Origin of the sequence: Comamonas sp. (assembly GCF_009360615.1) — a bacterium.
Classification (GTDB): Bacteria; Pseudomonadota; Gammaproteobacteria; order Burkholderiales; family Burkholderiaceae_C; genus Comamonas.
On record NZ_SPEY01000070.1, the window covers coordinates 1 to 24,373 of the forward strand.

General features: G+C 63.6%; 22 protein-coding genes and 1 pseudogene. 15 read left to right on the forward strand and 8 right to left on the reverse strand.

The window, feature by feature from the left end; genetic code table 11:
• Positions 1-176: 176 nt before the first annotated feature.
• On the forward strand, positions 177-923 hold the full coding sequence (locus tag E2583_RS17845; RefSeq protein ID WP_291597552.1) for a 16S rRNA pseudouridine(516) synthase: 747 nt from the start codon (positions 177-179) through the stop codon (positions 921-923).
• A gap of 63 nt (positions 924-986) precedes the next feature.
• Here the strand turns inward: E2583_RS17845 and E2583_RS17850 are convergent, their stop codons facing one another.
• The 5 genes from E2583_RS17850 to E2583_RS17870 all read right to left on the reverse strand — a co-directional run bounded on the left by E2583_RS17850 (position 987) and on the right by E2583_RS17870 (position 5,480).
• Positions 987-1,796 carry a DNA/RNA non-specific endonuclease gene (locus tag E2583_RS17850; RefSeq protein WP_291597570.1) on the reverse strand — a complete coding sequence of 270 codons (810 nt, stop codon included), beginning with the start codon at positions 1,794-1,796 and terminating at the stop codon, positions 987-989.
• A 333-nt stretch (positions 1,797-2,129) separates the two neighbouring features.
• The gene (locus tag E2583_RS17855) at positions 2,130-2,318 is read right to left on the reverse strand and encodes a hypothetical protein (protein WP_291597553.1); all 189 of its coding nucleotides are present in this window, start codon (positions 2,316-2,318) and stop codon (positions 2,130-2,132) included.
• Between the two features lie 518 nt (positions 2,319-2,836).
• Complete coding sequence (locus E2583_RS17860) at positions 2,837-3,274, reverse strand: RNA-binding S4 domain-containing protein (protein WP_291597554.1); 438 nt, start codon at positions 3,272-3,274, stop codon at positions 2,837-2,839.
• Positions 3,275-3,306: 32 nt separating this feature from the next.
• Positions 3,307-4,782 (reverse strand): sensor histidine kinase, encoded by a 1,476-nt coding sequence (locus E2583_RS17865; RefSeq protein WP_291597555.1) that lies wholly within the window; start codon positions 4,780-4,782, stop codon positions 3,307-3,309.
• Positions 4,779-5,480 carry a response regulator gene (locus E2583_RS17870; RefSeq protein ID WP_291597571.1) on the reverse strand — a complete coding sequence of 234 codons (702 nt, stop codon included), beginning with the start codon at positions 5,478-5,480 and terminating at the stop codon, positions 4,779-4,781. Before E2583_RS17870 ends, E2583_RS17865 begins: the two co-directional genes overlap by 4 nt.
• A gap of 135 nt (positions 5,481-5,615) precedes the next feature.
• Between E2583_RS17870 and E2583_RS17875 the strand changes: the two genes are divergently transcribed.
• The 14 genes from E2583_RS17875 to E2583_RS17940 all read left to right on the forward strand — a co-directional run bounded on the left by E2583_RS17875 (position 5,616) and on the right by E2583_RS17940 (position 22,649).
• Positions 5,616-6,581: a tripartite tricarboxylate transporter substrate binding protein gene (locus tag E2583_RS17875; protein WP_291597556.1), complete on the forward strand. Its 966-nt coding sequence runs from the start codon at positions 5,616-5,618 to the stop codon at positions 6,579-6,581.
• A gap of 275 nt (positions 6,582-6,856) precedes the next feature.
• A complete protein-coding gene (locus tag E2583_RS17880) occupies positions 6,857-7,450 on the forward strand; it encodes a tripartite tricarboxylate transporter TctB family protein (protein ID WP_291597557.1) in 594 nt (197 codons plus the stop codon).
• Entirely contained in the window at positions 7,450-8,967 is a 1,518-nt protein-coding gene (locus tag E2583_RS17885; protein ID WP_291597558.1) for a tripartite tricarboxylate transporter permease, read from the forward strand. The genes E2583_RS17880 and E2583_RS17885 overlap by 1 nt, the downstream gene beginning before the upstream one ends.
• A gap of 229 nt (positions 8,968-9,196) precedes the next feature.
• Positions 9,197-10,726, forward strand: coding sequence for a sigma 54-interacting transcriptional regulator (locus E2583_RS17890; protein ID WP_291597559.1), 1,530 nt, complete (start codon positions 9,197-9,199; stop codon positions 10,724-10,726).
• 85 nt (positions 10,727-10,811) lie between these two features.
• On the forward strand, positions 10,812-12,800 hold the full coding sequence (locus tag E2583_RS17895) for an acetoacetate--CoA ligase (protein ID WP_291597560.1): 1,989 nt from the start codon (positions 10,812-10,814) through the stop codon (positions 12,798-12,800).
• A gap of 47 nt (positions 12,801-12,847) precedes the next feature.
• Positions 12,848-13,729, forward strand: a complete 882-nt coding sequence (locus tag E2583_RS17900; RefSeq protein WP_003057560.1) for a 4-hydroxyphenyl-beta-ketoacyl-CoA hydrolase — start codon at positions 12,848-12,850, stop codon at positions 13,727-13,729.
• Between the two features lie 247 nt (positions 13,730-13,976).
• Positions 13,977-15,164 (forward strand): substrate-binding domain-containing protein, encoded by a 1,188-nt coding sequence (locus tag E2583_RS17905; protein WP_043008572.1) that lies wholly within the window; start codon positions 13,977-13,979, stop codon positions 15,162-15,164.
• Between the two features lie 110 nt (positions 15,165-15,274).
• A complete protein-coding gene (locus E2583_RS17910; RefSeq protein WP_291597561.1) occupies positions 15,275-16,816 on the forward strand; it encodes a PHB depolymerase family esterase in 1,542 nt (513 codons plus the stop codon).
• Between the two features lie 40 nt (positions 16,817-16,856).
• Positions 16,857-17,630: an ABC transporter ATP-binding protein gene (locus tag E2583_RS17915; RefSeq protein ID WP_291597562.1), complete on the forward strand. Its 774-nt coding sequence runs from the start codon at positions 16,857-16,859 to the stop codon at positions 17,628-17,630.
• Positions 17,627-18,361 (forward strand): ABC transporter ATP-binding protein, encoded by a 735-nt coding sequence (locus E2583_RS17920; protein ID WP_291597563.1) that lies wholly within the window; start codon positions 17,627-17,629, stop codon positions 18,359-18,361. The genes E2583_RS17915 and E2583_RS17920 overlap by 4 nt, the downstream gene beginning before the upstream one ends.
• 94 nt (positions 18,362-18,455) lie before the next feature.
• Positions 18,456-19,439 carry a branched-chain amino acid ABC transporter permease gene (locus tag E2583_RS17925; protein ID WP_291597564.1) on the forward strand — a complete coding sequence of 328 codons (984 nt, stop codon included), beginning with the start codon at positions 18,456-18,458 and terminating at the stop codon, positions 19,437-19,439.
• 138 nt (positions 19,440-19,577) lie between these two features.
• Complete coding sequence (locus E2583_RS17930; protein WP_291597565.1) at positions 19,578-20,648, forward strand: branched-chain amino acid ABC transporter permease; 1,071 nt, start codon at positions 19,578-19,580, stop codon at positions 20,646-20,648.
• A 70-nt stretch (positions 20,649-20,718) separates the two neighbouring features.
• Positions 20,719-21,615 carry an alpha/beta hydrolase gene (locus tag E2583_RS17935; protein ID WP_291597566.1) on the forward strand — a complete coding sequence of 299 codons (897 nt, stop codon included), beginning with the start codon at positions 20,719-20,721 and terminating at the stop codon, positions 21,613-21,615.
• 83 nt (positions 21,616-21,698) lie between these two features.
• Positions 21,699-22,649 carry a VTT domain-containing protein gene (locus E2583_RS17940; RefSeq protein WP_291597567.1) on the forward strand — a complete coding sequence of 317 codons (951 nt, stop codon included), beginning with the start codon at positions 21,699-21,701 and terminating at the stop codon, positions 22,647-22,649.
• Between the two features lie 64 nt (positions 22,650-22,713).
• Here E2583_RS17940 and E2583_RS17945 read toward each other — a convergent pair whose 3' ends face one another.
• From E2583_RS17945 to E2583_RS17955, 3 genes and pseudogenes are all read right to left on the reverse strand, one after another.
• The gene (locus E2583_RS17945; RefSeq protein WP_291597568.1) at positions 22,714-22,887 is read right to left on the reverse strand and encodes a hypothetical protein; all 174 of its coding nucleotides are present in this window, start codon (positions 22,885-22,887) and stop codon (positions 22,714-22,716) included.
• Positions 22,888-22,900: 13 nt separating this feature from the next.
• Positions 22,901-23,998: a YeeE/YedE thiosulfate transporter family protein gene (locus E2583_RS17950; RefSeq protein WP_291597569.1), complete on the reverse strand. Its 1,098-nt coding sequence runs from the start codon at positions 23,996-23,998 to the stop codon at positions 22,901-22,903.
• A 163-nt stretch (positions 23,999-24,161) separates the two neighbouring features.
• A pseudogene (locus E2583_RS17955) lies at positions 24,162-24,373 on the reverse strand (sulfurtransferase); the annotation flags it as partial.

The window sequence follows — 24,373 nt, forward strand, 5'->3', positions numbered from 1 at the left end:
GAACAGGACAGTGAAACGACTTTGCGCCGATGATAGTGCGGGTTCCCGTGTGAAAGTAGGTCATCGTCAGGCTCTTACAGTGAAAACCCCGTAGTCGAAAGATTACGGGGTTTTTTATTTGATCAATCGGTATTCTTGATATTGCTTGCGCAGTAGCGGACATGGAAAGGATGAGCATGCAGCTGCAGGACATGTTGTATTCACAGGGTTTCGGTATTCGCCGCGTGTGCTCCGGCCTGGTGCAGCAAGGCTGGGTGGAGCTGTGGAACCCGCAGACTTCTGCCTGGGAGAAGGTTCTGGATTCCACCGAGGAGGTGAATCCCGAGGGGCTGCGATTCAGGGTGCAAGGCGTGGAGTGGGAGTATCACGCACTGGGTTATGTGCTGCTGCACAAGCCTGCCGGCACCGAGTGCTCGCAAAAGCCGTCGGCCTATCCCAGCATCTATACCTTGCTGCCGGCTCCCCTGCGCCAACGACCCAACAAGGGGGCGGTGCAGGGGGTTCAGGCGGTGGGTCGTCTGGATCAGGATACGACGGGTATGCTGCTGCTCAGCGACGATGGCCAGTTCATCCATCGCATGTCGTCGCCCAAAAAGCATGTCTCCAAGGTTTACCGGGTGACTTGCAAGCACCCGGTGGATGCCAAGCAGATACAGCGGCTGCTGGATGGTGTCGTGCTCGATGATGATCCCAAGCCTGTCAAGGCAGCGGCCTGCGCGCAGGTGGACAGCCATGTGCTGGATCTGACGTTGACCGAGGGCAAGTATCACCAGGTCAAGCGCATGATTGCGGCCGTGAGCAATCGGGTCGAAGGTCTGCATCGCAGAAGGATCGGCGGCATGGAGTTGCCCGCCGATCTGGAGCCCGGCCAATGGCGCTGGCTGACGGCGGATGAGCTGGAGCTGTTCAAGCCGGGCCAGTAGACAGAGAACCCTAAAAAGCCTGCTGGCGTGCGCCAGCAGGCTTTTTGATTGGTGGTACGGAAATCAGTGGTGCTGCATGCCGGGTGCCGATGCCTGCTGGAGTTTGCCCGAGGTTTGCAAAGGCGTGCCGGGCAGGAATTCGATGCCGGTGCGGCGCACCAGCTCCGCGTAGCTGATGGGCTGGCTGACGCGGGCTGCGTCATCATTGGCCTGCCAGTGCGCCCAGGCGCGCTGGCTCTGAGCGTCATAAACCAGCTTGTAGAGAAAGCTGGGCACACGCACCTGGTTGTTGCCGACAGTGGCCGCATCGTCATCAAAGACAGGGCCGGTGATGACGTAGACATCGCCCTGAGCCCGCTGTGCATAGCTGCGCGTGTCCTTTTCGATGCGGGCCCAGGGGCCGCTGTTCTGCTTGATGGCCTGAGGCACCATATTGGCCAGCGAGAAGCTCTGGGCCATGGCCTGTGCGGTCGGCATGTCGCCAGCGGGGGCCATGTGGCCGCGTGAGTAGCCGGAGCGCTTGTAGTCGTCGAGTTCGGCCCTTTCATCGCGGGGCAGGCGGGCGTCGCTGTAGAACCTGTTGGTGCGCTTTTCGTCGGCATCGGCGACCAGAGTCTTGTTCAGACGTTGAGCGACGAAGACGGGAGTCTTGCTCTGGCCGCTGTGCAGCACGGCAAACGCGTCATAGCACAGTGCACGCAGCTTGGGCTGCTCGCGGAGCACGGGGGCTCTGCCGTTGGCAAAGAACTGCGGGCATTGGTCAAAGCCCTGGGTGCTGCGTGTGGGATTGCTGACCTGGACGGGGGATGCGGGGCTGGCGGTTGCCGAGGATGCTGGCATCCTGGCGGAGCAGGCCACGCTGCCGATGGCCATAGCGGCGATGCCGGCATGGCGCAGCCATCGGGGGAGTCGTGTGCCAAAAGAGGAAAGCGGTGCGGAAAAAGCGGAAGACATGCGCGAAAAAGACCGAGGGAGACGAAAAGAGTGCCTGCAGCCCAGGCGCCAGAACGAGCCTTGCCGGCATTGAGGGGATTGGTTGCTACTCAAATAAGAGCTGCTGGCGTAGTCTTTGAAATATTTTCGAGATAAAAGTTTCCCGAAAAGCTTTTGAAAAAAGCGCTAAGTGCTCATCTTTTACAAGGGGCTTTGCCAGGACTCTGGCCCGCCCGCCCGTACGTCGTCAGGCTGCGGGCCCCTGGTGGCATTTCATGCATGGACGGAATGAGCAGTGCGGCTGGGTTCGCCGATGCAGTTGTTCGAGCGATTCATCTTTTTCGGGGGCATGATGTATTGACCCGGCACGTTCCCGGCCTCGGGCTTGCCCCGCATCCCGGCCAGGCCGATCAGCGCGTCGCTGCGGTCGCCATGTGGCCGCTTGCCATCGCTGCAGGACACAGGCGGGATCGCCTGGCTCTTTGCTCGTCGGCCAACGGATATGGCAGGTCAACGGTAGCGATTTCTGGCTGCAGGGCGAAATGCTGGCCCGTCGGATGTTCGGGGCAAAAGCCGAGGCTGCTGTCTGGCGCCTGGTCTGAGAAGTCAGGCGGCAAGGTGGCGCTTGTCGGCAACTCCCGCAGCCAGTGGCAGATCTCGGCCAGGAGCCCGGAATCAAAGCACGATTGCGAATGCGCGCGGCATGCGGGGGACCGAGCGTCGCCCAAGGGCTGCACAGGACCGAAGCGGGATGCCCTCGACGCCATGGGCATCCACTGCACCCGCAGCCGGCCCATCAACGGCAGATGCAGGACGCGCGGTAGCACCAGCGTCCGGCTGAAGAGGGTCTGGTGCACCGCTTTGCATTCGGTCCTGTGCCGATGTTTGCGCAGGCGCGACCCTTTCCCGCCGTCGCTTGCAGCAACTGCCGCAGCAGAGCACCTGGAGGCCCGCAGACCGCGCCTCATGGGCGAGGTTTGTCAATCCTCGATGGAGGCACTCCAGCGGTCGCCCCAGCCGCTGCTGCGCTGCACGCGGTCGATGTCCCGGCGGTCACGTTTGGTGGGGCGGCCGGTATGCTGGGCCGCGAGTGTCGCGGCCGGCTCGGGGGCCAGACGGCGCTGCTCGGCCAACTGTTCCCGCTGGGCGATGCTTTGCGCCGTTTCCTCGTACAGCTGTTGGGCTACGGGGGCCGGGCCGCGCATGCCGCTGAGTGCGCGCACGATGACCTCTCTGGGAATATTGCCCTGGCGCAGGTGGATGTGGTCGCCCGGACGGACTTCACGCGAGGCTTTGGCATTGGCGTTGTTGACCGTCACACGGCCTTTGCCAATTTCCTCCACTGCCAGGCTGCGGGTCTTGTAGAAGCGCGCGCACCATAGCCATTTGTCCAGACGCATGGATTCGGTTTCACTCATGGCGATATTTTGCGGCGTGAAGGGTTGGCGATTCAAGTCGGGGCCGTGTCCGCGTCGCGGGCATCGCCATTGTGCAGCGGCAGCCGGATCAGTGCCTGCAGGCCGCGCACGCGGCCGAGTCCGTCGTGCAGATTGCGCAGCTCGATCTGGCCACCCAGGGTTTGCACGATTTCCTGGCAGATGGCCAGGCCCAGTCCCGAGCCGCTGCGCGCGTTGCCCGCTGAAAAAGGCTGGAACAGCCGCTGGGCCAGTTCGTCGTCGATGCCGCTGCCGCTGTCTTCGATACTCAGCTGCGCCATCCCCTCGTGGGCGCGCACATCGATCTGCAGACTCCCGTGTCTGGGGGTGTGGCGTATGGCGTTGTGCAGCAGGTTGCGGGTCAGCTCGCGCAGCATCCATTCATGGGCCGCCACGCAGCAGGCCTGGGTTTCGATGCCGAAGTCCATGTCGTGATCGGCGATCAGCGGGGACAGTTCCAGCGCCACGTCGCGCACGATATCGTCGAGCTGGGCGAGCATGGCGCTGTTCTGGCTGCTGTCTTCCTGGCGCAGCTGCTCGACCTTGGCCAGGGCCAGCATCTGGTTGGCGACGCGGGTAGCGCGGTCTACCGTGTCGTCGATTTCGGCAAAGGCCTGGGCCGGCGGAATATCGCCGCGCTTGGCCGACTGCACCTGGACCTTGAGCACGGCCAGCGGCGTGCGCAACTGATGGGAGGCGTCGCGCACAAAGCGCTTCTGATTGCTCAGCAGTCCCTGCAGGCGCTGCATCGTCTGGTTGGTGGCTTCCAGCAGGGGCTGGACTTCACGCGGTACCTCGGGCGCGTTCAGCGGGCTCAGATCCCCCTGGGCTCGTCCCTGAAGGTCCTGGCTGAGCTGGCGTATGGGCTGGGTGGCGCGCTGCACCACGATGATGACGATCAGCGCCACGACCAGCACCAGCAGGGCCTGCCGAATCAGGGTGTCGCGCAGAATCTGCAAGGCCAGGGATTCGCGCAGTTCCAGGGTTTCGGCCACCTGGATCACGGCCATGCCCCGTCCGTCCGCACTGGCAACCGGCTGAAGCAGCACCGCCACGCGAACTGGGTGGCCGCGAAACTCGTCGTCATAGAAGTCCACCAGCGCCGCATAGGGGGGGCGCTGAGGAATCCTTCCGTTCCAGACCGGCAGCTCCGAAAAGCCGGAGATCAGCTTTCCGTCCAGCGTGGAGACGCGGTAGAACATGCGGCTCTGGTTGTCGGCTTCGAAGATTTCCAGCGCCGAATAGGGAACGATGGCGCGCAGCTGAGCCTGATCGTCGTAGCCCGTGACGCCGATCTGCTCGCTGATGCTCTTGGCCGAGGCCAGCAGGGTTCTGTCGTAAGCCGTGTGCAGCGATGCCAGGGTCTGCTGGTAGAGGCTCCAGGCGTTGAGTGCAATCAGCAGAAGCACGGGCAGCAGGATGCCGGTGAGCAGCAGACGCCGCAGCGACCAGGCGGTCCTGGCGCGCGTCCTTGCCGCACTGGCTGTCATGCCGCCGCCTCGGATTTGACCAGATAGCCCAGACCGCGCAGGGTGACCAGTTGCACGCCGGTGCCCGCGAGCTTTTTGCGCAGGCGGTAGGCCACGACCTCCACAGCCTCGTACTGCACATCGACCTCGCCGGGGAAGACCAGGCTGAACAGCCGCTCCTTGGTGACAGCATGGCCGGGGCGCGCCAGCAGCGCATGCATCATGGACAGCTCGCGCGGGGTCAGCTCCAGCACCTTGTCGTCGAGATAGATCGCACCGCTTTCCTTTTCGTAGCGCAAAGCGCCCAGTAGGACAGCTTCGGAACCCGATCTGGGGGCGAAGCTATCCTGGCTGCGGCGCAGCAGGGCGCGCAGGCGCGCTTCCAGTTCATCGAGATCGAAAGGCTTGGCCAGATAGTCGTCGGCACCGGCATTCAGACCCATGACGCGGTCACCGACGGTGCCGCGCGCAGTCAGGATCAGCACCGGCGTGCGCAGGCCCAGGGCGCGGGCGCGTTCCAGCACCTGCAGGCCATCGAGGCCCGGCAGGCTCAGATCCAGCACCACGGCATCGGGTTCACGGGTCTGCCAATGGGCCAGGGCGCTGGGGCCATCGGCCGCCACATCCACATTCAGGCCGCGACGCATCAGGGTGCGCTGCAGCGTGGTGCGCATGGCGGAGTCGTCTTCAACAAGCAGTAATTGCATGCTGCCGAACATAGCACTGCGCTGCGAATGCACAGACAAGTCGTGAAACTCCCTGGGGCGCTTAAGGGATAGCCCTAGGTGATTGGACAGCTGTTTGACAGGCAGGCTGTCCATGATGGCACCCACTAACTACATAAGGAGTACACCATGCGTCGTGATACGTTTCTGAAGTCTCTGGCAGCCTTGGCGGCCGCCGGTGCGTTGCCCCTGTCGGCCCAGGCTGCGGCAGCCATCAAGATGATGCTGCCCGCCAACCCCGGTGGTGGCTGGGACACGACGGGCCGTGCCCTGGGCAAGGCCTTGCAGGACGCAGGTGTGGCTTCTTCCGTCACTTATGACAACAAGGGAGGCGCCGCCGGTGCCATCGGTCTGGCCCAGTTCGTCAACGGCAGCAAGGGCGATCCCAATGCCATGATGGTCATGGGCGCCGTGATGCTGGGCGGCATCATTACCGGCAAGCCTCCCGTCAACCTGAGTCAGGCCACGCCTCTGGCGCGACTGACCAGCGAATACAACGTGTTCGTGCTGCCCGCCAACTCGCCGTTCAAGAACATGGCGGAAGTGGTCGCCCAGCTCAAGAAGGACCCCGGCTCCGTCAAGTGGGGCGGCGGCTCGCGCGGCTCCACCGAGCACATTGCCGCGGCCATGATCGCCCGCGAAGTGGGTGTGGATCCCTCCAAGATCAACTACGTGGCCTTCCGTGGGGGCGGCGAGGCCATCTCCGCCATCCTGGGCGGCAACGTCACCGTCGGCGGCAGCGGCTTCAGCGAGTTTGCCGAATACATCGCGACCGGCAAGATGAAACCCATCGGCGTGACCTCGGCGCAGCGCCTCAAGGGTGCAGCTTCCAGCATCCCCACGCTCAAGGAGCAGGGCATCAACGTGGAGATCGGCAACTGGCGCGGTGTGTACGGTGCTCCCGGCATTTCCAAGGTCCAGCGCGACGAGCTGGTGGCCCAGATCGAAAAAGCGACCAAGAGCAAGGCCTGGGCCGAAGCGCTGCAGAAGAACGACTGGACGCCTGCCTGGCTGGGTGGCGATGCCTTCGGCAAGTTCGTGGACGACGAGTTCGCCAGCCTGCGCGCCACCATGGCCAAGTCCGGCATGATCTGACGATCACGGGCCGCTGCGTTCTGCGGCGGCCTTCGAGTGTGTTCATGATTGATGTGCGGCCGCATAGAGATCGCGAATACGCTCCTGGGACCTGGCACGGGGCTGGCGACTGCAGCCCCGATCGCGTTGTGTCCCGCTGTCTCTCCCCCGCACTGATTGATGGCCTGCCCCGAAACGGCGCAAGCCAGGGTTTGTGCAACCCCATGATGCCGTGGGAGCTGCCGCAGGGCGGCTCTGGCGGGTTCCGAAAACCACTGAAATCACACACATTCATCATGTCTGATTCCTACCAAGATCTGGCTCGGGCCGCGGAGGCTGCACAGGTTTCGGCCTATGCAGACCCCGAAGAGCCGCAGAGCCCCAACGTACCGTCCGGACGAGCCCAAACCATCGTCGGTGCCGGCGTGCTGCTGGTCGCTGCGGGACTGGCCTTTGGCGCTCTGCAAATTCCTTCGGACTCCGGCTACGGCGGTGTCGGCCCCAATTTCCTGCCCTGGGTCTGTGCAGCGGTGCTGGGCATCTGCGGTGCCTTGCTGATCTGGGAGGCATGCAGCGGCGGCTTTCGGCATGCGGCCGATCCGGGCGGACAGCCCAAGGCCGACATCCTGCCCTTTGCCTGGGTCTCGGCCGGCCTGCTGGTGAATGCGGCCTTGATCGGCACCCTGGGATTCATTTTCAGCTGCACCATCTGCTACGTGCTGGCTGTGCAGGGGTTGCGGCGTGCGGCCCATCAGCCGCAGGCGTCCGCGGCGGGCACCTGGGTCAAGGATGTGATCACCGGCTTGCTGATTGCGGCCCCGGTGTTCTGGATGTTTACCAAGTTCCTGGCCATCAATCTGCCTGGCCTGACTGAAACGGGGTGGCTGTAATGGATATCTTCAATGCTTTGATGGCAGGCTTTGCCACAGCCATCACGCCCGCCAATCTGCTGTGGGCTCTGGTGGGCTGCGCCCTGGGTACGGCCGTGGGCGTGCTGCCCGGTATCGGCCCGGCCGTGGCCGTGGCCATGCTGCTGCCGATCACCGCCAAGGTGGATGTGACCGCCTCCATGATCTTTTTTGCCGGCATCTACTACGGTGCCATGTACGGCGGCTCGACCACCTCGATTCTGCTGAACACGCCCGGCGAAACGGCATCCATGGTCACGGCCATGGAGGGCAACAAGATGGCCAAGAGCGGCCGTGCCGGAGCGGCGCTGGCGACTGCCGCCATCGGCTCGTTTTTCGCAGGTACCTTTGCCACCGTGGTGGTGACCCTGTTCGCCCCCTATGTGGCCGACTTCGCCGTGAAGCTGGGCCCGCCCGAGTACTTCATGCTCATGGTGCTGGCGTTCACCACGGTCAGTGCCGTGCTGGGTCAGAGCACGCTGCGCGGCATGACGGCACTGTTTGTCGGCCTGGCGGCGGGTTGCATCGGCATGGACCAGATCTCCGGTGCGGCGCGCTATACCGGCGGCAAGATGGAGTTGCTGGATGGCATCGATATCGTGCTGGTGGCCGTGGGCCTGTTTGCCGTGGCCGAAGTGCTGTATGCCGCCATGTATGAGGGCAAGGTCGAGGAGTCGCAGAACAAGCTGACCCGTGTGCACATGACCAAGCGCGACTGGAAGCGTTCCTGGCCCGCCTGGATGCGCGGCACGCTGCTGGGCACACCGTTCGGCTGCATTCCCGCCGGCGGCACGGAGATCCCGACCTTTCTGAGCTATGCGACCGAGAAGAAGCTGGCCAAGGGCGAAGACAAGGCCGAGTTTGGCGGCAAGGGCGCCATCGAAGGCGTGGCCGGTCCGGAAGCCGCCAACAATGCGACCGTGACTGCGGCCCTGATTCCGCTGCTGACGCTGGGCATTCCCACCAGCAACACCACGGCCGTGCTGCTGGGCGCATTCCAGAACTACGGCATCAACCCCGGTCCCCAGCTGTTCACCAGCTCGGCGGCCCTGGTCTGGGCGCTGATCGCCTCGCTGTACATCGGTAACGTGATGCTGCTGGTGCTGAACCTGCCCATGGTGGGGCTGTGGGTCAAGCTGCTGAAGATTCCCCGTCCGCAGCTGTATGCCGGCATCCTGATCTTTGCGACGGTCGGTGCCTACGGCATGCGCCAGAGCGCCTTCGATCTGTTTTTGCTCTACGGCATTGGTGTGCTGGGCGTGATCATGCGCCGCTTCGACTTCCCGACCGCCCCTGTGGTGGTGGGCATGATCCTCGGCCCTCTGGCCGAAGCACAGATGCGCAATGCCGTATCGATCGGCGAAGGCAGCTGGTGGATCTTCCTGCAGCGCCCCATGTCGCTGACGCTGATCATCATCGTGCTGGCCGTGCTGATCATTCCACGTGTGCTCAAGCGCCTGTCCCAGGCCAGGCAGTCCCGGGAGGCTAGCGCCGCCTGACCCCCCTTTTTCCTAGCCTGCTGCGGGTGTTTCACGCATGGAGCCCGTTGCATTCATATCCCCTGTTCGGTGAGCTGGACAGGGGATTTTTTTATGGAGGCAGGCCTGGTGCCTGGGCCTGCATGCGTGGTTCATCCGGTCATTGTCGGCGCTGTCCTTGGCGGTAGCGAGGGCGCAGCTACAGGTCTGTGCTGATGGTTGGGCTCCAAAGTCGCCCTACCATGACGCGATGGAAACGAGCCCACTGTCACCCAACGATTTCGCTTGCGAGCTGCCCGCAGACGCCGATGGCATCTATGCCCTGGCAGCACGGTCCATGTTTCAGCTGTTCTCGTCCATGAGCCAGGGCATGTTTCTGGTCGACCGAAGCGGGTATATCGTCTGGGTCAACAAGGGCTACGAGCGCTTTCTGCCGCGCCTGGGCGTGGCCGGCGTGGCCGACTTTCTCGGGCATCGGGTGGAGGAGGTCATCCCCAACACCCAGATGCGGGGCGTGCTGGAGACCGGCAAGCCGGTCCTGATTGATCTGCTGACCAACAGCGCCGGAACCTTTGTCGTCAGCCGTCTTCCGCTGCACGACGAGGAAGGCGGCGTGATCGGTGCCATCGGCATTGTGCTGTTCGATCAGCCCGAGACAACCCTGCAGCCGCTGATCAGCAAGTTCGCGATGCTGCAGCGCGACCTCGATGAAGCGAGACGAGAACTGGCCGCCCAGCGCAGCCGCAGCCTGCAGGCATCCATGCAGGGCGCGCGCCGCAGCAAATACAGCTTTGCCAGTTTTGTGGGCAGCAGTCCGGCGGCGGTCGAGGTCAAGCGCCAGGCGCGGCGGGCGGCGCAGTCCATGAGCCCGGTGCTGCTGCTGGGCGAGACCGGTACCGGCAAGGAAGTGCTGGCCCATGCCATCCATGCGGCATCGGCCCGGTCTGCCGGTCCTTTTGTGAGTGTCAATATCGCGGCCATTCCTGAAACGTTGCTGGAAGCCGAGTTCTTCGGCGTGGCCCCGGGCGCATTCACCGGAGCCGACCGCAAGACACGCGATGGCAAGTTCAAGCTGGCCGATGGCGGCACCCTGTTTCTCGACGAAATCGGCGATATGCCGCCCAGCCTGCAAGCCAAGCTGTTGCGCGCCTTGCAGGAGGGCGAGATCGAGCCGCTGGGCTCCAACCAGATCGTGCATTTCGATGTGCGCGTGGTGGCCGCAACCTCCCGGGACCTGCTGCAGATGGTGCGCGACGGGCGCTTCCGCGAAGACCTGTTCTACCGGCTGCATGTGCTGCCCGTGCGCGTGCCGCCGCTGCGCGAGCGCAGCAGCGATATCCCGGCCCTGGTGGAAATGCTCTGTGAGGATCTGGCACTGCGCAACGACATGGTTCCACCGGAGCTGGGCAAGGGAGCACTGGAACTGCTGGTCGCACAGGCCTGGCGCGGCAATATCCGCGAGCTGCGCAACGTGCTGGAGCAGGCCGCCATGCGCTGCGATGACTCGCACATCGATGCCGGCCTGCTGGCGCAGGTGCTGCGTTCGTCCGGGGTCGAGCCTCAGGCTCCGCATCGGCCGCTCTTGGTTCAGGAGACCATGGCGGCGATGCCAGCGACGGGTGATCTGCTCAAGCCGCTTGCCGAGCAAATGGCCGATCTCGAAACCCGCGCCATACAGGCCGCGATGCAGGCCCATGGCGGCAACAAGCTGGCGGTGGCAAGGACGCTCGGCATATCGCGCGCCAAGCTGTACGACCGGCTCGAGAAGCTGAATTTCTGAGCCACGCTAGGGATTGCCCTTGGTGGGTAGGACTTGGTTTGTTTTTATAGTTATAAAAAATATCTAATTCGAGTCCGGAGACAGCATGGCATTGGTACAAGGGCAGGAGTTGTGGAGGCCTACGCAGCAGCAGCAGGAGCAAAGCGGCCTGCGGCATTACATGAACTGGCTGCGCGACAGCCGTGGCCGTGACTTCTCCGACTATGAGGCGCTGTGGCAATGGTCGGCAACCGATATCGAAGGCTTCTGGCGCTCCATCTGGGACTACTTCGACATTCAGGCGGATGGCGACCCGACGCAGGTGCTGGCGAGTCGCAAGATGCCCGGCGCGCAGTGGTTCCCCGACACCCGGCTCAACTATGCCGAGCATGTCTTTCGCCAGGCCAGCGAGCAGCGTCCTGCCATCATTGCACGCTGCGAGGGCCAGACTCCGGTCGAAGTCTCCTGGCAGCAGTTGCAGCGCGATGTGGGCGCCCTGGCGGCAACCCTGCGCGGACTGGGCATAGTGCCTGGCGATCGCGTGGTGGCCTGCCTGGCCAATGTACCGCAGACCGTGGTGGCGTTTCTGGCCTGTGCCAGCATTGGTGCCATCTGGTCCAGCTGTGCACCCGAGATGGGGGTCTCCGTGGTGCTGGACCGCTTCCAGCAGATTGCGCCCAAGCTGATTTTCGCGACCGACAGCTACACCTATGCCGGCAGGCATTTCGACCGGCGTGAAGTGTTGGACGAGGTGCTCCAGGGCCTGCCCGGGATCGCCCAGGTGATTCATGTGCCAGGGCCCTTGTTCGGCAGCGATGCGGGGCATGCGGCCGTACCCTGGCGTGACTGCATGCGCTGGGACGAGGCAACGCGCGATGCAGCGCCGCTGCAGTTCGAGCGCGTGCCGTTCTCCCATCCGCTGTGGGTGGTGTACTCTTCGGGAACCACCGGTCTGCCCAAGGCCATGGTGCACAGCCATGGCGGCATCGTGCTCACCCACCTCAAGACCAATCGCCTGCAGCACGATGTCTTGCCCGGTGATCGTTTCATGTTCCTGGGCAGCACGGGCTGGATTGTCTGGAACCTGATGATAGGCAGCCTGCTGGCCGGTGCGACCGTGGTGCTGTCCGACGGCAATCCGACAGCGCCCCATGATGATGCGCTCTGGGACTTTATCGACCAGTACCAGGTCAGTATCTTTGGCTGCGGTGCGGCCTTCCTCACCAAGAGCATGAAGGATGGTGTCTCGCCGAAGAAGGGGCGCCAGTTCGCAAAGCTGCGCGCCATCAACTCCACCGGCTCGCCGCTGCCGCTGGAGGCCTATGCCTGGGTCTATGAGAACGTCAAAAGCGATCTGTGGCTGGCCTCGATCAGCGGCGGCACGGATATCGCCTCGGGCTTTGTGGCTTGCGCTCCCATACTGCCCGTCAACGCGGGCGAGATCCAGTGCCGCGAACTGGGCGTGGCCGCCCATGCCTTCAACGAACAGGGCCATAAGGTGATCGCCGAAGTCGGCGAGCTGGTGATTACCGAGCCCATGCCCTCCATGCCCGTGTTCTTCTGGAACGACGAGAGCGGGGCGCGCTACCACGACAGCTATTTCGATGTGTTTGCCGGCTACTGGCGCCATGGCGACTGGATCGAGTTCAGCGAGCGCGGCACGGCCGTGATCTACGGGCGCTCGGACAGCACCATCAACCGCTTCGGCATACGCATGGGCACGGCGGAGATCTACCGTGTCGTCGAGGAGCTCGACGCCGTCAAGGACAGCCTGGTGGTCGACCTCGAATACCTGGGCCGACCTTCCTTCATGCCGCTGTTCGTGACTCTGGCCGAAGGCCAGGCATTGACGGGCGAGCTGACCGCCCAGATCAAGAACGCCATCAAGACCAAGGCTTCGGCACGCCATGTACCCAATGTGGTGGTACAGGTGGCCGAGATTCCGCGCACCCTCACCGGCAAGAAGATGGAGGTACCTGTGCGCAAGCTGCTGCTGGGCGCGGACGCCGCCAAGGTGGCCAGCCCCGATGCCATGGCCAATCCATCCAGCATTGATTTCTTCATTCAATTTCGAGAGCAGGTGCCGCAGGCGTGACAAGCGCTTGAGGCTGATTTGACTCAATACCCAAAGCAGACCCACCCATGAACCATCAAGATCTGATCGCCATCGACTTCCACACCCATGCGGAAGTCAGCTGCCGCAATCCCTTTGACAGCTATGGCGAGGAGTACGACCGCGCGGCCGACAAATACTTCGGCAGCTCGCTGCGTCCGACGATCGCCGAAACCATTGCCTATTACCGCGAGCGCAAGATCGGTCTGGTGATGTTCACGGTGGACAGCGAGGCGCAACTGGGTCGTCGCCGCATCCCCAATGAAGAGATTGCCGATGCTGCGCGCGAGAACAGCGACATGATGGTGGCATTCGCCAGCATCGACCCACACAAGGGCAAGATGGGCGCGCGCGAGGCCGAGCGCCTGATCACCGAATGCGGCGTCAAGGGCTTCAAGTTCCATCCCACGGTGCAGGGCTTTCATCCCTACGACCGCATGGCCTGGCCCATCTACGAGGTCATCAACCACTACAAGCTGCCCGCCATCTTCCACACCGGCCACAGTGGTATCGGCAGCGGCATGAAGTGCGGCGGCGGCCTGCGTCTGGCCTATAGCAACCCCATGCTGCTGGACGATGTGGCCGTGGACTTCGGCGATATGCAGATCGTCATGGCCCACCCGAGCTTTCCCTGGCAGGACGAGGCGATCTCGGTGGCGCTGCACAAGCCCAATGTCTGGATCGATCTTTCGGGCTGGAGCCCCAAGTATTTCCCCAAGCAGCTGGTGCAGTACGCCAACACCTTGCTCAAGGACCGTGTGTTGTTCGGCAGCGACTTCCCGTTGATCACGCCGGAGCGCTGGATGAAGGACTTCGAGGTCGCCGGCTTCAAGCCCGAGGTCATGCCGGGCATTCTCAAGGACAACGCCGTGCGGCTGCTGGAATTCGACAAAAAGCGCGATGCCGCGTAAAGAACACAAGGATCACCGCAGTGATCCTTTTTTCATGGCGCTTGAACCTTGGCCGAGGCTAAGCCTGAAGCAGTGTATGGAAAACGCGCAGTGTCTTTTTTGAAGACACTTTCTGTCTGATTTTCAGGCAATAGGGGCGCTGACCATCACAGTCCTCAGAGGAAAACCAGACTGGCACGAAGACTGCTAACTGCACACCATACAAAGACAAGCGGAACCACCGCAAACACCGTCAAGGAGACAAACCATGCACAAGCGCAGCCTGCTGCAGTTCGCGGCCCTGGCCGCCATGGCCGCCCATGTTCCGGGGGCTCTGGCTCAATCCGAAATCCGCATCGCCCATGTCTACAGCAAGACCGGGCCGCTGGAGGCCTACGGCAAGCAGACGCAGGCCGGGCTGCTGATGGGACTGGAATACGCCACAGGCGGCAGCATGACGGTGGCAGGCAAGAAGCTGGTACTCATCGAAAAGGATGACCAGGGCAAGCCCGACCTGGGCAAGAGCCTGCTGGCCGCCGCCTATTCGGACGACAAGGCCGATCTGGCGGTCGGCCCCAGCGCGTCGGGCGTGGCGCTGGCCATGCTGCCCGTGGCCGAGGAGTACAAGAAGATCCTGATCGTCGAGCCCGCCGTGGCCGACTCCATCACCGGCGACAAGTGGAACAAGTACATCTTCCGCACCGGCCGCAACTCCAGCCAGGATGCGATCAGCAATGCCGTGGCCATCGACAAGCCCGGAGTGACGATTGCGACACTGGCCCAGGACAATGCCTTCGGCCGCGACGGCGTCAAGGCCTTCAAGGAAGCGGTCAAGAAGGGCAAGCTGGTGCACGAGGAGTATCTGCCTGCGGCCACCACCGATTTCACGGCCGGCGCCCAGCGCCTGATCGACAGGCTCAAGGATGTTCCGGGCAAGAAGGTGATCTGGATTGTCTGGGCCGGTGCCGGCAATCCCTTCAAGATCGCGGACATGGACCTCAAGCGCTACGGCATCGAGATTGCCACGGGCGGCAACATCCTGCCGGCCATGGCGGCCTACAAGAATCTGCCGGGCATGGAGGGGGCCACCTACTATTACTTCGGCATTCCCAAGAACCCGGTGAACGAAGCCATGGTCTCCATGAGCTACAAGCAGTTCAAGGCTCCGCCGGACTTCTTCACGGCGGGCGGCTTCTCGGCCGCCATGGCCATCGTCACGGCACTCAAGAAGACCGGCGGCGACACCAAGACCAATGCCTTGATCAAGGCCATGGAAGGCATGAGCTTCGACACGCCCAAGGGCGTCATGACCTTCCGCAAGGAAGACCATCAGGCCATGCAGAGCATGTACCACTTCAGGATCAAGAACGATCCGGCCATGGCCTGGGGCGTTCCCGAGCTGGTGCGAGAGATCAAGCCTGAGGAAATGAACGTTCCCGTGCGCAACCAGCGCTGATCCGGCCGGAAGATCCTCCCGCGCCGACCCGTCCTTTCAATGGATGAACCCTCGGAGACACGAGGGCTGGCATTGCTCATTCCTATTTCAGCAATTCACGGAGACAAGGCATGCGAGTTCAATCCTGGAGAAGCGGCATTGCCGCACTGGCGCTATGGGGCGGCGTGAACCTGGCCGCGGGGGCGGCCGTGCCGCTGGGGCAATACAACATTGCCACCGACCAGATCAGCGTGTCGGGCCTGTCCTCGGGCGGCTTCATGGCCAATCAGCTGGGCAATGCCTATTCGGCAAGCTTCATGGGGGTGGGGATCTTTGCGGCAGGCCCGTACATGTGCGCCGGCCTGAACAATTACACGGCCTGCATGTACAACGCCAGCATCAGCAGCGCGCAGCTCAATGCCATGCAGTCCAGCATCGACAGTTACAGCAGCGCTGCCAGCATCGATGCCAAGAGCCGGATCGCGGCGCAGAGGATCTATATCTTCACGGGCACCAGCGACACCACGGTGGGGCCGAATCTCACCGATGCGCTGCAGACCCAGTATCTGAACAATGGCGTGCCGCAGTCCCATATCGCCTATGTCAAGCGCTCGGGGGCTGCCCATGTGCTGCCCACTGACTTCGACAGCAGCGGCAACAATGCCTGCAGCAGCAGCGCTTCGCCCTATATCAGCAATTGCGGCTATGACGGTGCCAAAGCCGCACTCACGCATTTCTATGGTGCGCTCAATCCGCGCAACGATGCTCCGGCCACCGGCAACTACATCGAGTTCAACCAGGCCAGCTATACCAATGCCAACCCCGGCATGGCCAGCACCGGCTGGCTCTATGTGCCGCAGAGCTGCGCCAGCGGCACGCAGTGCAGGCTGCATGTGGTGCTGCACGGCTGTCAGCAGAGCACGGACAAGATTGGCGACAAGTTCGTCAGGAACACGGGCTTCAGCCGCTGGGCGGACACGAACAACATCATCGTGCTCTACCCGCAGACCCGCATAGACAACAACAACCGCAGCACGAGCAAGAGCGGTTCGCTGGCCAATCCCAATGCCTGCTGGGACTGGATCGGCTGGTACGGCAATGATTTCGCCCAAAAGAGCGGCGTGCAGATGACGGCCATCAAGGCCATGGTCGATCGCATTGCCTCCGGCGCGGGCTCCGGCAGCGGTGGCGGCAACGGCGGAGGAAACCCGACCCAGCCAGTCCTGGCGGCTCCCTCGGGTCTGGGTGCCTCGGCGGCCACCAGCACCAGCATGCAGCTGGACTGGGCTCCTGTGACCAGTGCGGCGGGCTACAACGTCTATCGCAACGGCAACAAGGCCAACGCGCTCACGGTCTATGCCACCAGCTATGTCGATGCGGCGCTGAGCCCTGCCTCCAGCTACAGCTGGACGGTGCGGGCCGTGGACGGCAATGGCGCAGAAAGTGCCGACTCTGCTGCAGTGAGCGCCTCGACGCTGACCGGCAGCAATCCTGCGGGCACCTGCACCACGGCCAGCAATTACGCCCATGTGCAGGCCAGTCGCGCCTATCAGCAAGGCGGCTATGCCTATGCCAACGGATCAGGCCAGAACATGGGCTTGTGGAATGTGTTCTACACCACCACGCTGAAGCAGACCGGCAGCAACTACTACGTGATCGGAACCTGCCCTTGAGCAGCGACCGCGCGCATTCGAGAAGGAAAGATCCGCTTCCATGGGCATTCTGGCAACGCAAGATCTCACCATCCGCTTTGGGGGCCATGTGGCCGTGAACGCTGTGACCTGCTCGTTCGAGCCGGGCACGCTCACGGCCATCGTGGGCCCCAATGGGGCCGGGAAGACCACTTATTTCAACCTGATCTCGGGCCAGCTCAAAGCCAGCTCCGGCACGGTCACCCTGGGGGGGCGCGATCTGAGCGGCCTGCCCGCTTCGGCGCGTACGCGCGCCGGGCTGGGCAGGGCCTTTCAGCTCACGAATCTCTTTCCGAATCTGAGTGTGCAGGAAAACGTGCGCCTGGCAGTGCAGTCCAGCTTGAGCGGGGCGCATCGTCGAGGCCTGAACCTCTGGAGCGTCTGGAGCGATCACCGGGCGGTCACGCAGCGTGCGCGACAAATCCTGGAGCGGGTCTCCATGTCCGAGCGTGCCGACACCGTCGTCGCCAGCCTGCCGCACGGCGACCAGCGCAAGCTGGAGGTGGCGCTGCTGATGGCGCTGGAGCCTCAGGTCTATATGTTTGACGAGCCCACGGCGGGCATGAGCCATGACGAGGCACCGGTGATTCTGGACCTGATACGCGAACTCAAGAAAGACCGCAGCAAGATCATCCTGCTGGTGGAGCACAAGATGGATGTGGTGCGCGAACTCGCCGATCGCATCATTGTGCTGACCAATGGGCAACTGGTGGCCGATGGCAAGCCGGCCGAGGTCATCGCTTCGCCGGTGGTGCAGCAGGCCTATCTGGGCAATGCCGTGAAGGAGGGCGCATGAACCAGGCATCCAGCCCCTTGCTGCAGCTGTCCGGCGTCCACACCCATATCGGCGCCTATCACATACTGCATGGCGTGGACCTGAGCGTGCCGCAGGGCGAGGTCACCCTGCTGCTGGGCCGAAACGGCGCCGGCAAGACCACGACGCTGCGCACCATCATGGGCCTGTGGAAGGTCAGCCAGGGCAGCATCCGGTTTGCGCAGCAGGACATTGCCCAGTTGTCCACGCCGGCGATTGCACGCCTGAACATTGCCTATGTGCCCGAGAACATGGGCATCTTTGCCGATCTCACGGTCAAGGAGAACCTGCTGCTGGCAGCCCGTTCCGCCGCCCATGCAGGCCAGATGGATGCGGACCGGCTGGACTGGATCTACCAGCTGTTCCCGGCCGTGCAGAAGTTCTGGAATGCGCCTGCGGGCAAGCTCAGCGGCGGGCAGAAGCAGATGGTGGCCGTGGCACGCGCCATTGTCGAGCCGCGCGACCTGCTGATCGTCGACGAGCCCAGCAAGGGTCTGGCTCCGGCCATCATCAACAACATGATCGAGGCTTTCGCCCAGCTCAAGGCCAGCGGCGTGAGCATCTTGCTGGTGGAGCAGAACATCGACTTCGCCAAACGCCTGGGCGACGGCGTGGCGGTGATGGACAACGGCCGCGTCATCCACGCGGGGCGCATGGCCGATCTGGCGGCCGATGCGCAGTTGCAGCAGTCGCTGCTGGGACTGTCGCTATGAAGAAAATCACATCGGAAAAGCTGTTGGCCTTCATGCATCAGGCACGAGTCGCCACGCATGTTGAAGCGGCAGTGCGTCATGGGAGAGTGCCCGCATGAGCTTCAAGGATCTGGACTACAAGCCGCTGTTGCTGGTGCCGCTGCTGGCGCTGCTCACCCTGCCGCTGGTGGGCTCGCCCAGCACCTGGCTGACGCTGACGGTGGCAGGGCTGGCCATGGGCATGATCGTCTTCATCATCGCTTCGGGCCTGACCCTGGTCTTCGGCCTCATGGATGTGCTGAACTTCGGGCATGGCGTATTCATCGCGCTCGGTGCCTTTGTGGCCACCAGCGTGCTGGGTGCCATGAGCGACTGGACGGGCTCGGACCAGCTCTGGCGCAATCTGGCCGCTGTCTTTGCGGCCATGCTGGTCGCGATGCTGGTGGCCGGCACCGTGGGGATGGCCTTCGAGCGCTTCATCGTGCGCCCGGTCTACGGCCAGCACCTCAAGCAGATTCTCATCACCATGGGCGGGATGATCATCGGCGAGGAACTGATCAAGGTCATCTGGGGCCCGCAGCAGATACCGCTGCCCCTGCCCAATGCCATGAAGGGCGCCTGGCTGCTGGGCGAGGCGGCGGTGGAGAAGTACCGCCTGTTTGCCGTGCTGGTGGGTGCGCTGGTGTTTGCGGGGCTGGCCTGGACACTGACGCGGACCAAGCTGGGCCTGCTGATCCGTGCCGGCGTGCAGGACCGGGAGATGGTCGAGGCGCTCGGCTACCGGGTGCGCAGCCTGTTTATTGGCGTGTTTGTGGCCGGCTCGGCCCTGGCGGGGCTGGGCGGCGTGATGTGGGGGCTGTACCAGCAGAACGTGATCCCGCAGATGGGCGCCCAGGTCAATGTGCTGATCTTCATCGTGATCATCATCGGCGGGCTGGGCAGCACCGGAGGTGCTCTCATCGGAGCGCTGCTGGTGGGGCTGATGGCCAACTACACGGGCTTTCTCGTGCCCAAGGTGGCGCTGTTTTCCAATATCGCACTCATGGTCGCCATCCTGCTCTGGCGGCCCCAGGGTGTCTATCCGGTGGCGAACCGATGAGATCCCCCGTGAGTCGTTCCGCGCTTTCCCCATGGGGGACACAACCCTCGCTGCGAGGCGGCCCCTGCTTGGTAGCCGCTGGCCATGGGCATGCTCAGTTCGAGCAGCTCGCCACCAAAGAGATGAAAGGTTGATTGGATGTTGAACCGTTTGCTCTCCGGCGATCTGCCGCGCAGTCGCATCCTGGCACTGATGCTGCTGGCCATTCTCGTGGGCTTGTCAGTTGCGCCCTTTGTGTTTCCCGGCGTCAAGGCGCTCAATGTGGCGGCCAAGGTGCTGATCTTTGTGGTGCTGGTGGCCAGCTTTGACCTGCTGCTGGGCTATACCGGCATCGTCAGCTTTGCCCACACCATGTTCTTCGGCATAGGCGCCTATGGCGTGGCCATTGCTTCCGGCAAGCTGGGGGCGGGCTGGGGGGCGCTGGCCCTGGGGCTGGGTGCGGCGCTGCTGGTGTCGCTGCTCCTGTCCCTGGCCATCGGCCTGTTTTCCCTGCGTGTGCGTGCCATCTTCTTTGCCATGATCACGCTGGCCGTGGCGGCTGCATTTCAGACCCTGGCTTCGCAGCTGTCCGACTGGACGGGAGGCGAGGACGGCCTGACCTTCAAGATGCCCGAATGGCTGTCGCCCAGCTTCGAGCCCTTCGAGAACGAGATCTTCGGCACTCTCATCGACGGCAGGATCATCAGCTACTACCTGCTGTTTGTGCTGGCGCTGCTGCTGGTGCTGGTGCTGCTGCGCATCGTCAATTCACCGTTCGGCCGCGTGCTGCAGGCGATTCGCGAGAATGAGTTCCGCGCCGAGGCCATCGGCTACCGCGTGGTGGTCTATCGCACCACGTCCAGCGTGCTCTCGGCCCTGTTTGCCTGTGTGGCCGGCGCCATGCTGGCGGTCTGGCTGCGCTACAACGGGCCGGACACCACGCTGTCCTTCGAGATCATGATGGACTGCCTGCTCATCGTCGTCATCGGCGGCATGGGCACGATCTATGGCGCGGTGATCGGCTCCGTCATCTTTCTGGTGGCGCAGAGTTATCTGCAGGATCTGCTGCGGCTTGGCAGCGAAGCTGCCGTCAGCCTGCCTTGGCTGTCGCCCCTGCTGTCGCCAGACCGCTGGCTGCTGTGGCTGGGCCTGCTGTTCGTGCTCTCGGTCTATCACTTTCCCACGGGCGTGGTCGGAAGGCTGCGTGCAGCGGCGTCGCGCAAGGGTTGATTGCCACTTCTTATTTCATTGCTTGAAGCGCTTTATGCATCAGCGCTGAAGGTGAATTTCATTCGGAACCATGAGCCAGACATCTCACGCCTTGCCCCTGCCCGCATCTTGCTATGCCCTGTGCGCGGGCTATGAGATCCATTACCTTGACTGGCAGCCGCAAGGCCCGGCCAAGGCCACGGTGATCGCCTGGCATGGCCTGGCGCGCACGGGCCGCGACATGGATGCCCTGGCGCAGTTTCTTGCAGCGCAAGGCTATCGCGTCATCTGCCCGGATACGCTGGGCCGCGGCCTGAGCCAGTGGAGCCACCACCCGAGCGAGGAATATCGGCTGCGCTTTTATGCCCGTCTGGCGCGGGAGCTGATGGATGCGCTGGCACTGCAGCAGGTGCACTGGGTGGGCACCAGCATGGGGGGCGCCATCGGCACGGTCTGCGCATCCGGCCTGTTCGAGCCGGATCTCAGGCGCCGCATCCTCACGCTCACGCTCAACGACAATGCGCCCGAGCTGGCCGAGGCTGCACTGGCCCGCATCCGGAGCTACGCAGGCCGGCCACCGGTATTCGACACCGTCGCCGAACTGGAAGGCTTTTTCCGCGCGGCGTACAAGCCCTATGGCTGGCTCAGCGATGTCGAGTGGCGCAAGCTGACCGAGACCAGCACGCGCCGTTGCGACGACGGTCGCGTCACCCCGCATTACGACCCGCGCATGATCGAGCAGTTCACCGCGCATGACAATGACTATCTGATCTGGGATCACTATGACGCGTTGCAACTGCCCGTGCTGTTGCTGCGCGGCGAGCAGTCCGATCTGGTGCTCAAGCCGGTGGCCGAGCAGATGCTGCGGCGCGGCCCCGGTGCCTGCGGTCTGCTGACCTGGCTGGAAGTGCCGGACTGCGGCCATGCGCCGGCGCTCAACGTGAGTGCGCATTTCGAGGCTGTTCTGTCCCATCTGCGCCTGGCTTGAGGCGCAACACCCCCCCGGGACCCAGGATGTTCCTGTCTCGCTAGCATCGGGGCTCACCCAGGTCGGGTTGAGGAGCATGGGTCATGGGTTTTGTCGTGGATCTGATTCGGGAATACGGCTTCGGCATTGTCTTTCTCAATGTGCTGGTGGAGCAGCTGGGAGCGCCCATACCGGCCTACCCGGTGCTGGTGGTGACCGGCGCGCTGGAGGGCGGCAGCCTGGCACGCCTGGGCTGGCTCACCGTGATTGCGGTGGCCGCAGCATTGATGGCCGATGTGCTCTGGTACCACGCCGGCAGAGCCTATGGGCACCGGGTGCTGGGACGTATCTGCCGCATTTCGCTCTCGCCCGATGCCTGTATCCGTCAGACAGAGTCCGTCTATGGTCGCTGGGGAGCCAGGTCTTTGCTGGTGGCCAAGTTCGTGCCGGGCTTTGCCTCCATCGCCAGCGCGCTGGCCGGTGTGGTGGGAACGCCGCTGCGCACTTTTGTGCTGTTCGATGCGCTGGGGGCATTGATCTGGGTGGGGTCGGCGGTGTTTCTGGGCTCGCTGTTCAGCTCCACGGTGCAGGATCTGCTCGATGTGCTGACGGCGCTGGGCAAATGGGGGCTGCTGCTGCTGTGCGTGGCGTTCGCGGTCTTCGTGGCGCGCAAATGGTGGCAGAGGCAGCGCGTGGTGCGTTCGCTGAAGATGCCGCGCATGTCGGTCGAGGAGCTGGCGGGGCTCAACGCCCAGGGCATCACGCCGACGGTGATCGATGTCCGCGAGCCTCTGCTCTTCGGTCAGGGTCATATTCCCGGTGCCAGCTCCTGGCTTGAGCACCAGGGCAAGGGCAGGGCGGCCTACGAGCATTTGCTGCCGCGCGAGCAGCATGAGCATGGCCTGGTCGTGTATTGCGACTGCCCTGACGAAATCTCGGCAGCGCGCGTGGCCAGGCAATTGCAGCGTGCAGGATTTCACAATGTCCGGCCATTGTCCGGCGGCCTGACGGCCTGGGAGGCGGCCGGCTTCGAACTGGAAAGGCCCGAGGCCTGAGCTGGCCCCAAAGCAAAACGCCCTGACCATTCTCTGGGCAGGGCGTCGGGCGGGGTCGAAGCGCTTACTTGCCGGTCGGCATGGAGCAATGCCCGCCCTGAACGGCCTGGCCGGAGCCGGCGGCAATCAGCGGTGCTTCGAAGCGCAGGTCAATGGCCGGCGAGGCATGAAAGTCCCAGGCCAGAAAGACGAGCAGCGCGGCCCAGAATACGGTGCGCAAGGTGCTTGGTGAGGTCATGGTTGTTCCTTGCTCAGAAGCCGAAATGGCGGCGGATGCGCAGGCCGAAGATGGTGCCTGCAAATGCCAGTGGGACCCAGATCCAGCCGTGGATGGAGCCGGTGGAGATGCCCGAGAGCATGGCGCCCACATTGCAGCCGAAAGCCAGGCGCGAGCTGTAGCCGAGCACCAGACCCGCCACCAGGGCCACGATCCATTGCGTGCCGTTCAGGGTCTTGGCCGCAGCGGGCTTGCCGGCGGCAATCCACAGTGCGCCGCCCAGAATCCCGATATTGGTGATGCTGGTCACGTCCAGCAGCACGGTTTCGTGCAGGCGTGCCGCATTGCCGGGCTGGCTCCAGAACCAGTTGCTGGCCAGATCGACGGCGCCCGTGGCATTGGCGATCTTGGCGGCCCACAGACCAAAGCCGTATACCACGCCCCAGGGCTGGCCCGCAATGATCAGGTTGAGCGTGGCCAGGAGGGCCAGCAGCACGGCACCGACCAGCCATTTGCGCACCAGCAGCGGCTTGGCCGGGCGGCTCAGGGCGGCATTGGCCTTTTTCACGTACAGGGCCACGCCTGCCGCGATCAAGGCCAGTGCGGCCAGCGTGGCGATCAGCGCCGCAGGCCAGCCCCATTGCGTGACCAGGCCCACGGGGGCCGTATTGCCCAGGTCCAGCCACCAGCCCAGGTGCAGGCTGCCCAGAAAGCTGCCGATGGCAAACAGGGGCAGGATGGCCGTGTTCATGGGGATGCCCATGCCCGCCTTGTAGAGGGTGCCGCTGCCGCAACCGTCGGCGATCTGCATGCACAGGCCGAAGACAAAGGCGCCGACCAGCAGGCTGATGCTGGGCGGGCCCAGAGCTGCCGTGAGCTCCTGGAAATGGCCCAGCAAAGGCATGGCCAGGGCCGCGGCCAGCGCCAGAAGCAGCAGTTGGCCAAAGATGCCGCTGCCGTCCTTTTCCTCGACCAGCATGCGCCAGCCCGTGGTGAAACCAAAGCGCTGGCCGGCCAGCACCGCGCCCAGGCCTGTGCCCACGGCGAACAGCGCCGCCTGGCGTACCGAGACCGACCACAGCAGCCAGCCAAAGAAAACGGCCAGCAAGGCCGTGATGGGAAGTCGTTTCATGTTTTCAGTGTCAATTCAGTGCCTCAAGGGTTCGAGGCTTGTAAAACCGCCACACACCAAGTCAGAGGCACCAAGCAAGTCCTAGGCGGCCCCGCCGCTTCGCAGCGAAGCGGTCGACCCCCAAGGGGGGCACGACTTGGGAAGGTGCGAAGCCACTCAGGGGTTACTTGAATGTTTTTTCCCACCATTTTTGGGCGTCATAGGCCAGTGACTGAGCGCGGCCCGGCTGGTTGGCCATGCGTGGCGCGTCCTTGGACTGCGTCCAGTCCACCATGGAGCCCGCATACAGCTTCACATTGGGCAGGCCTGCCATTTCGGAGAGGCCGAACCAGTCGGTGGCCGCCCAGTGACCGGTGTTGCAGAAGGCCACCATGT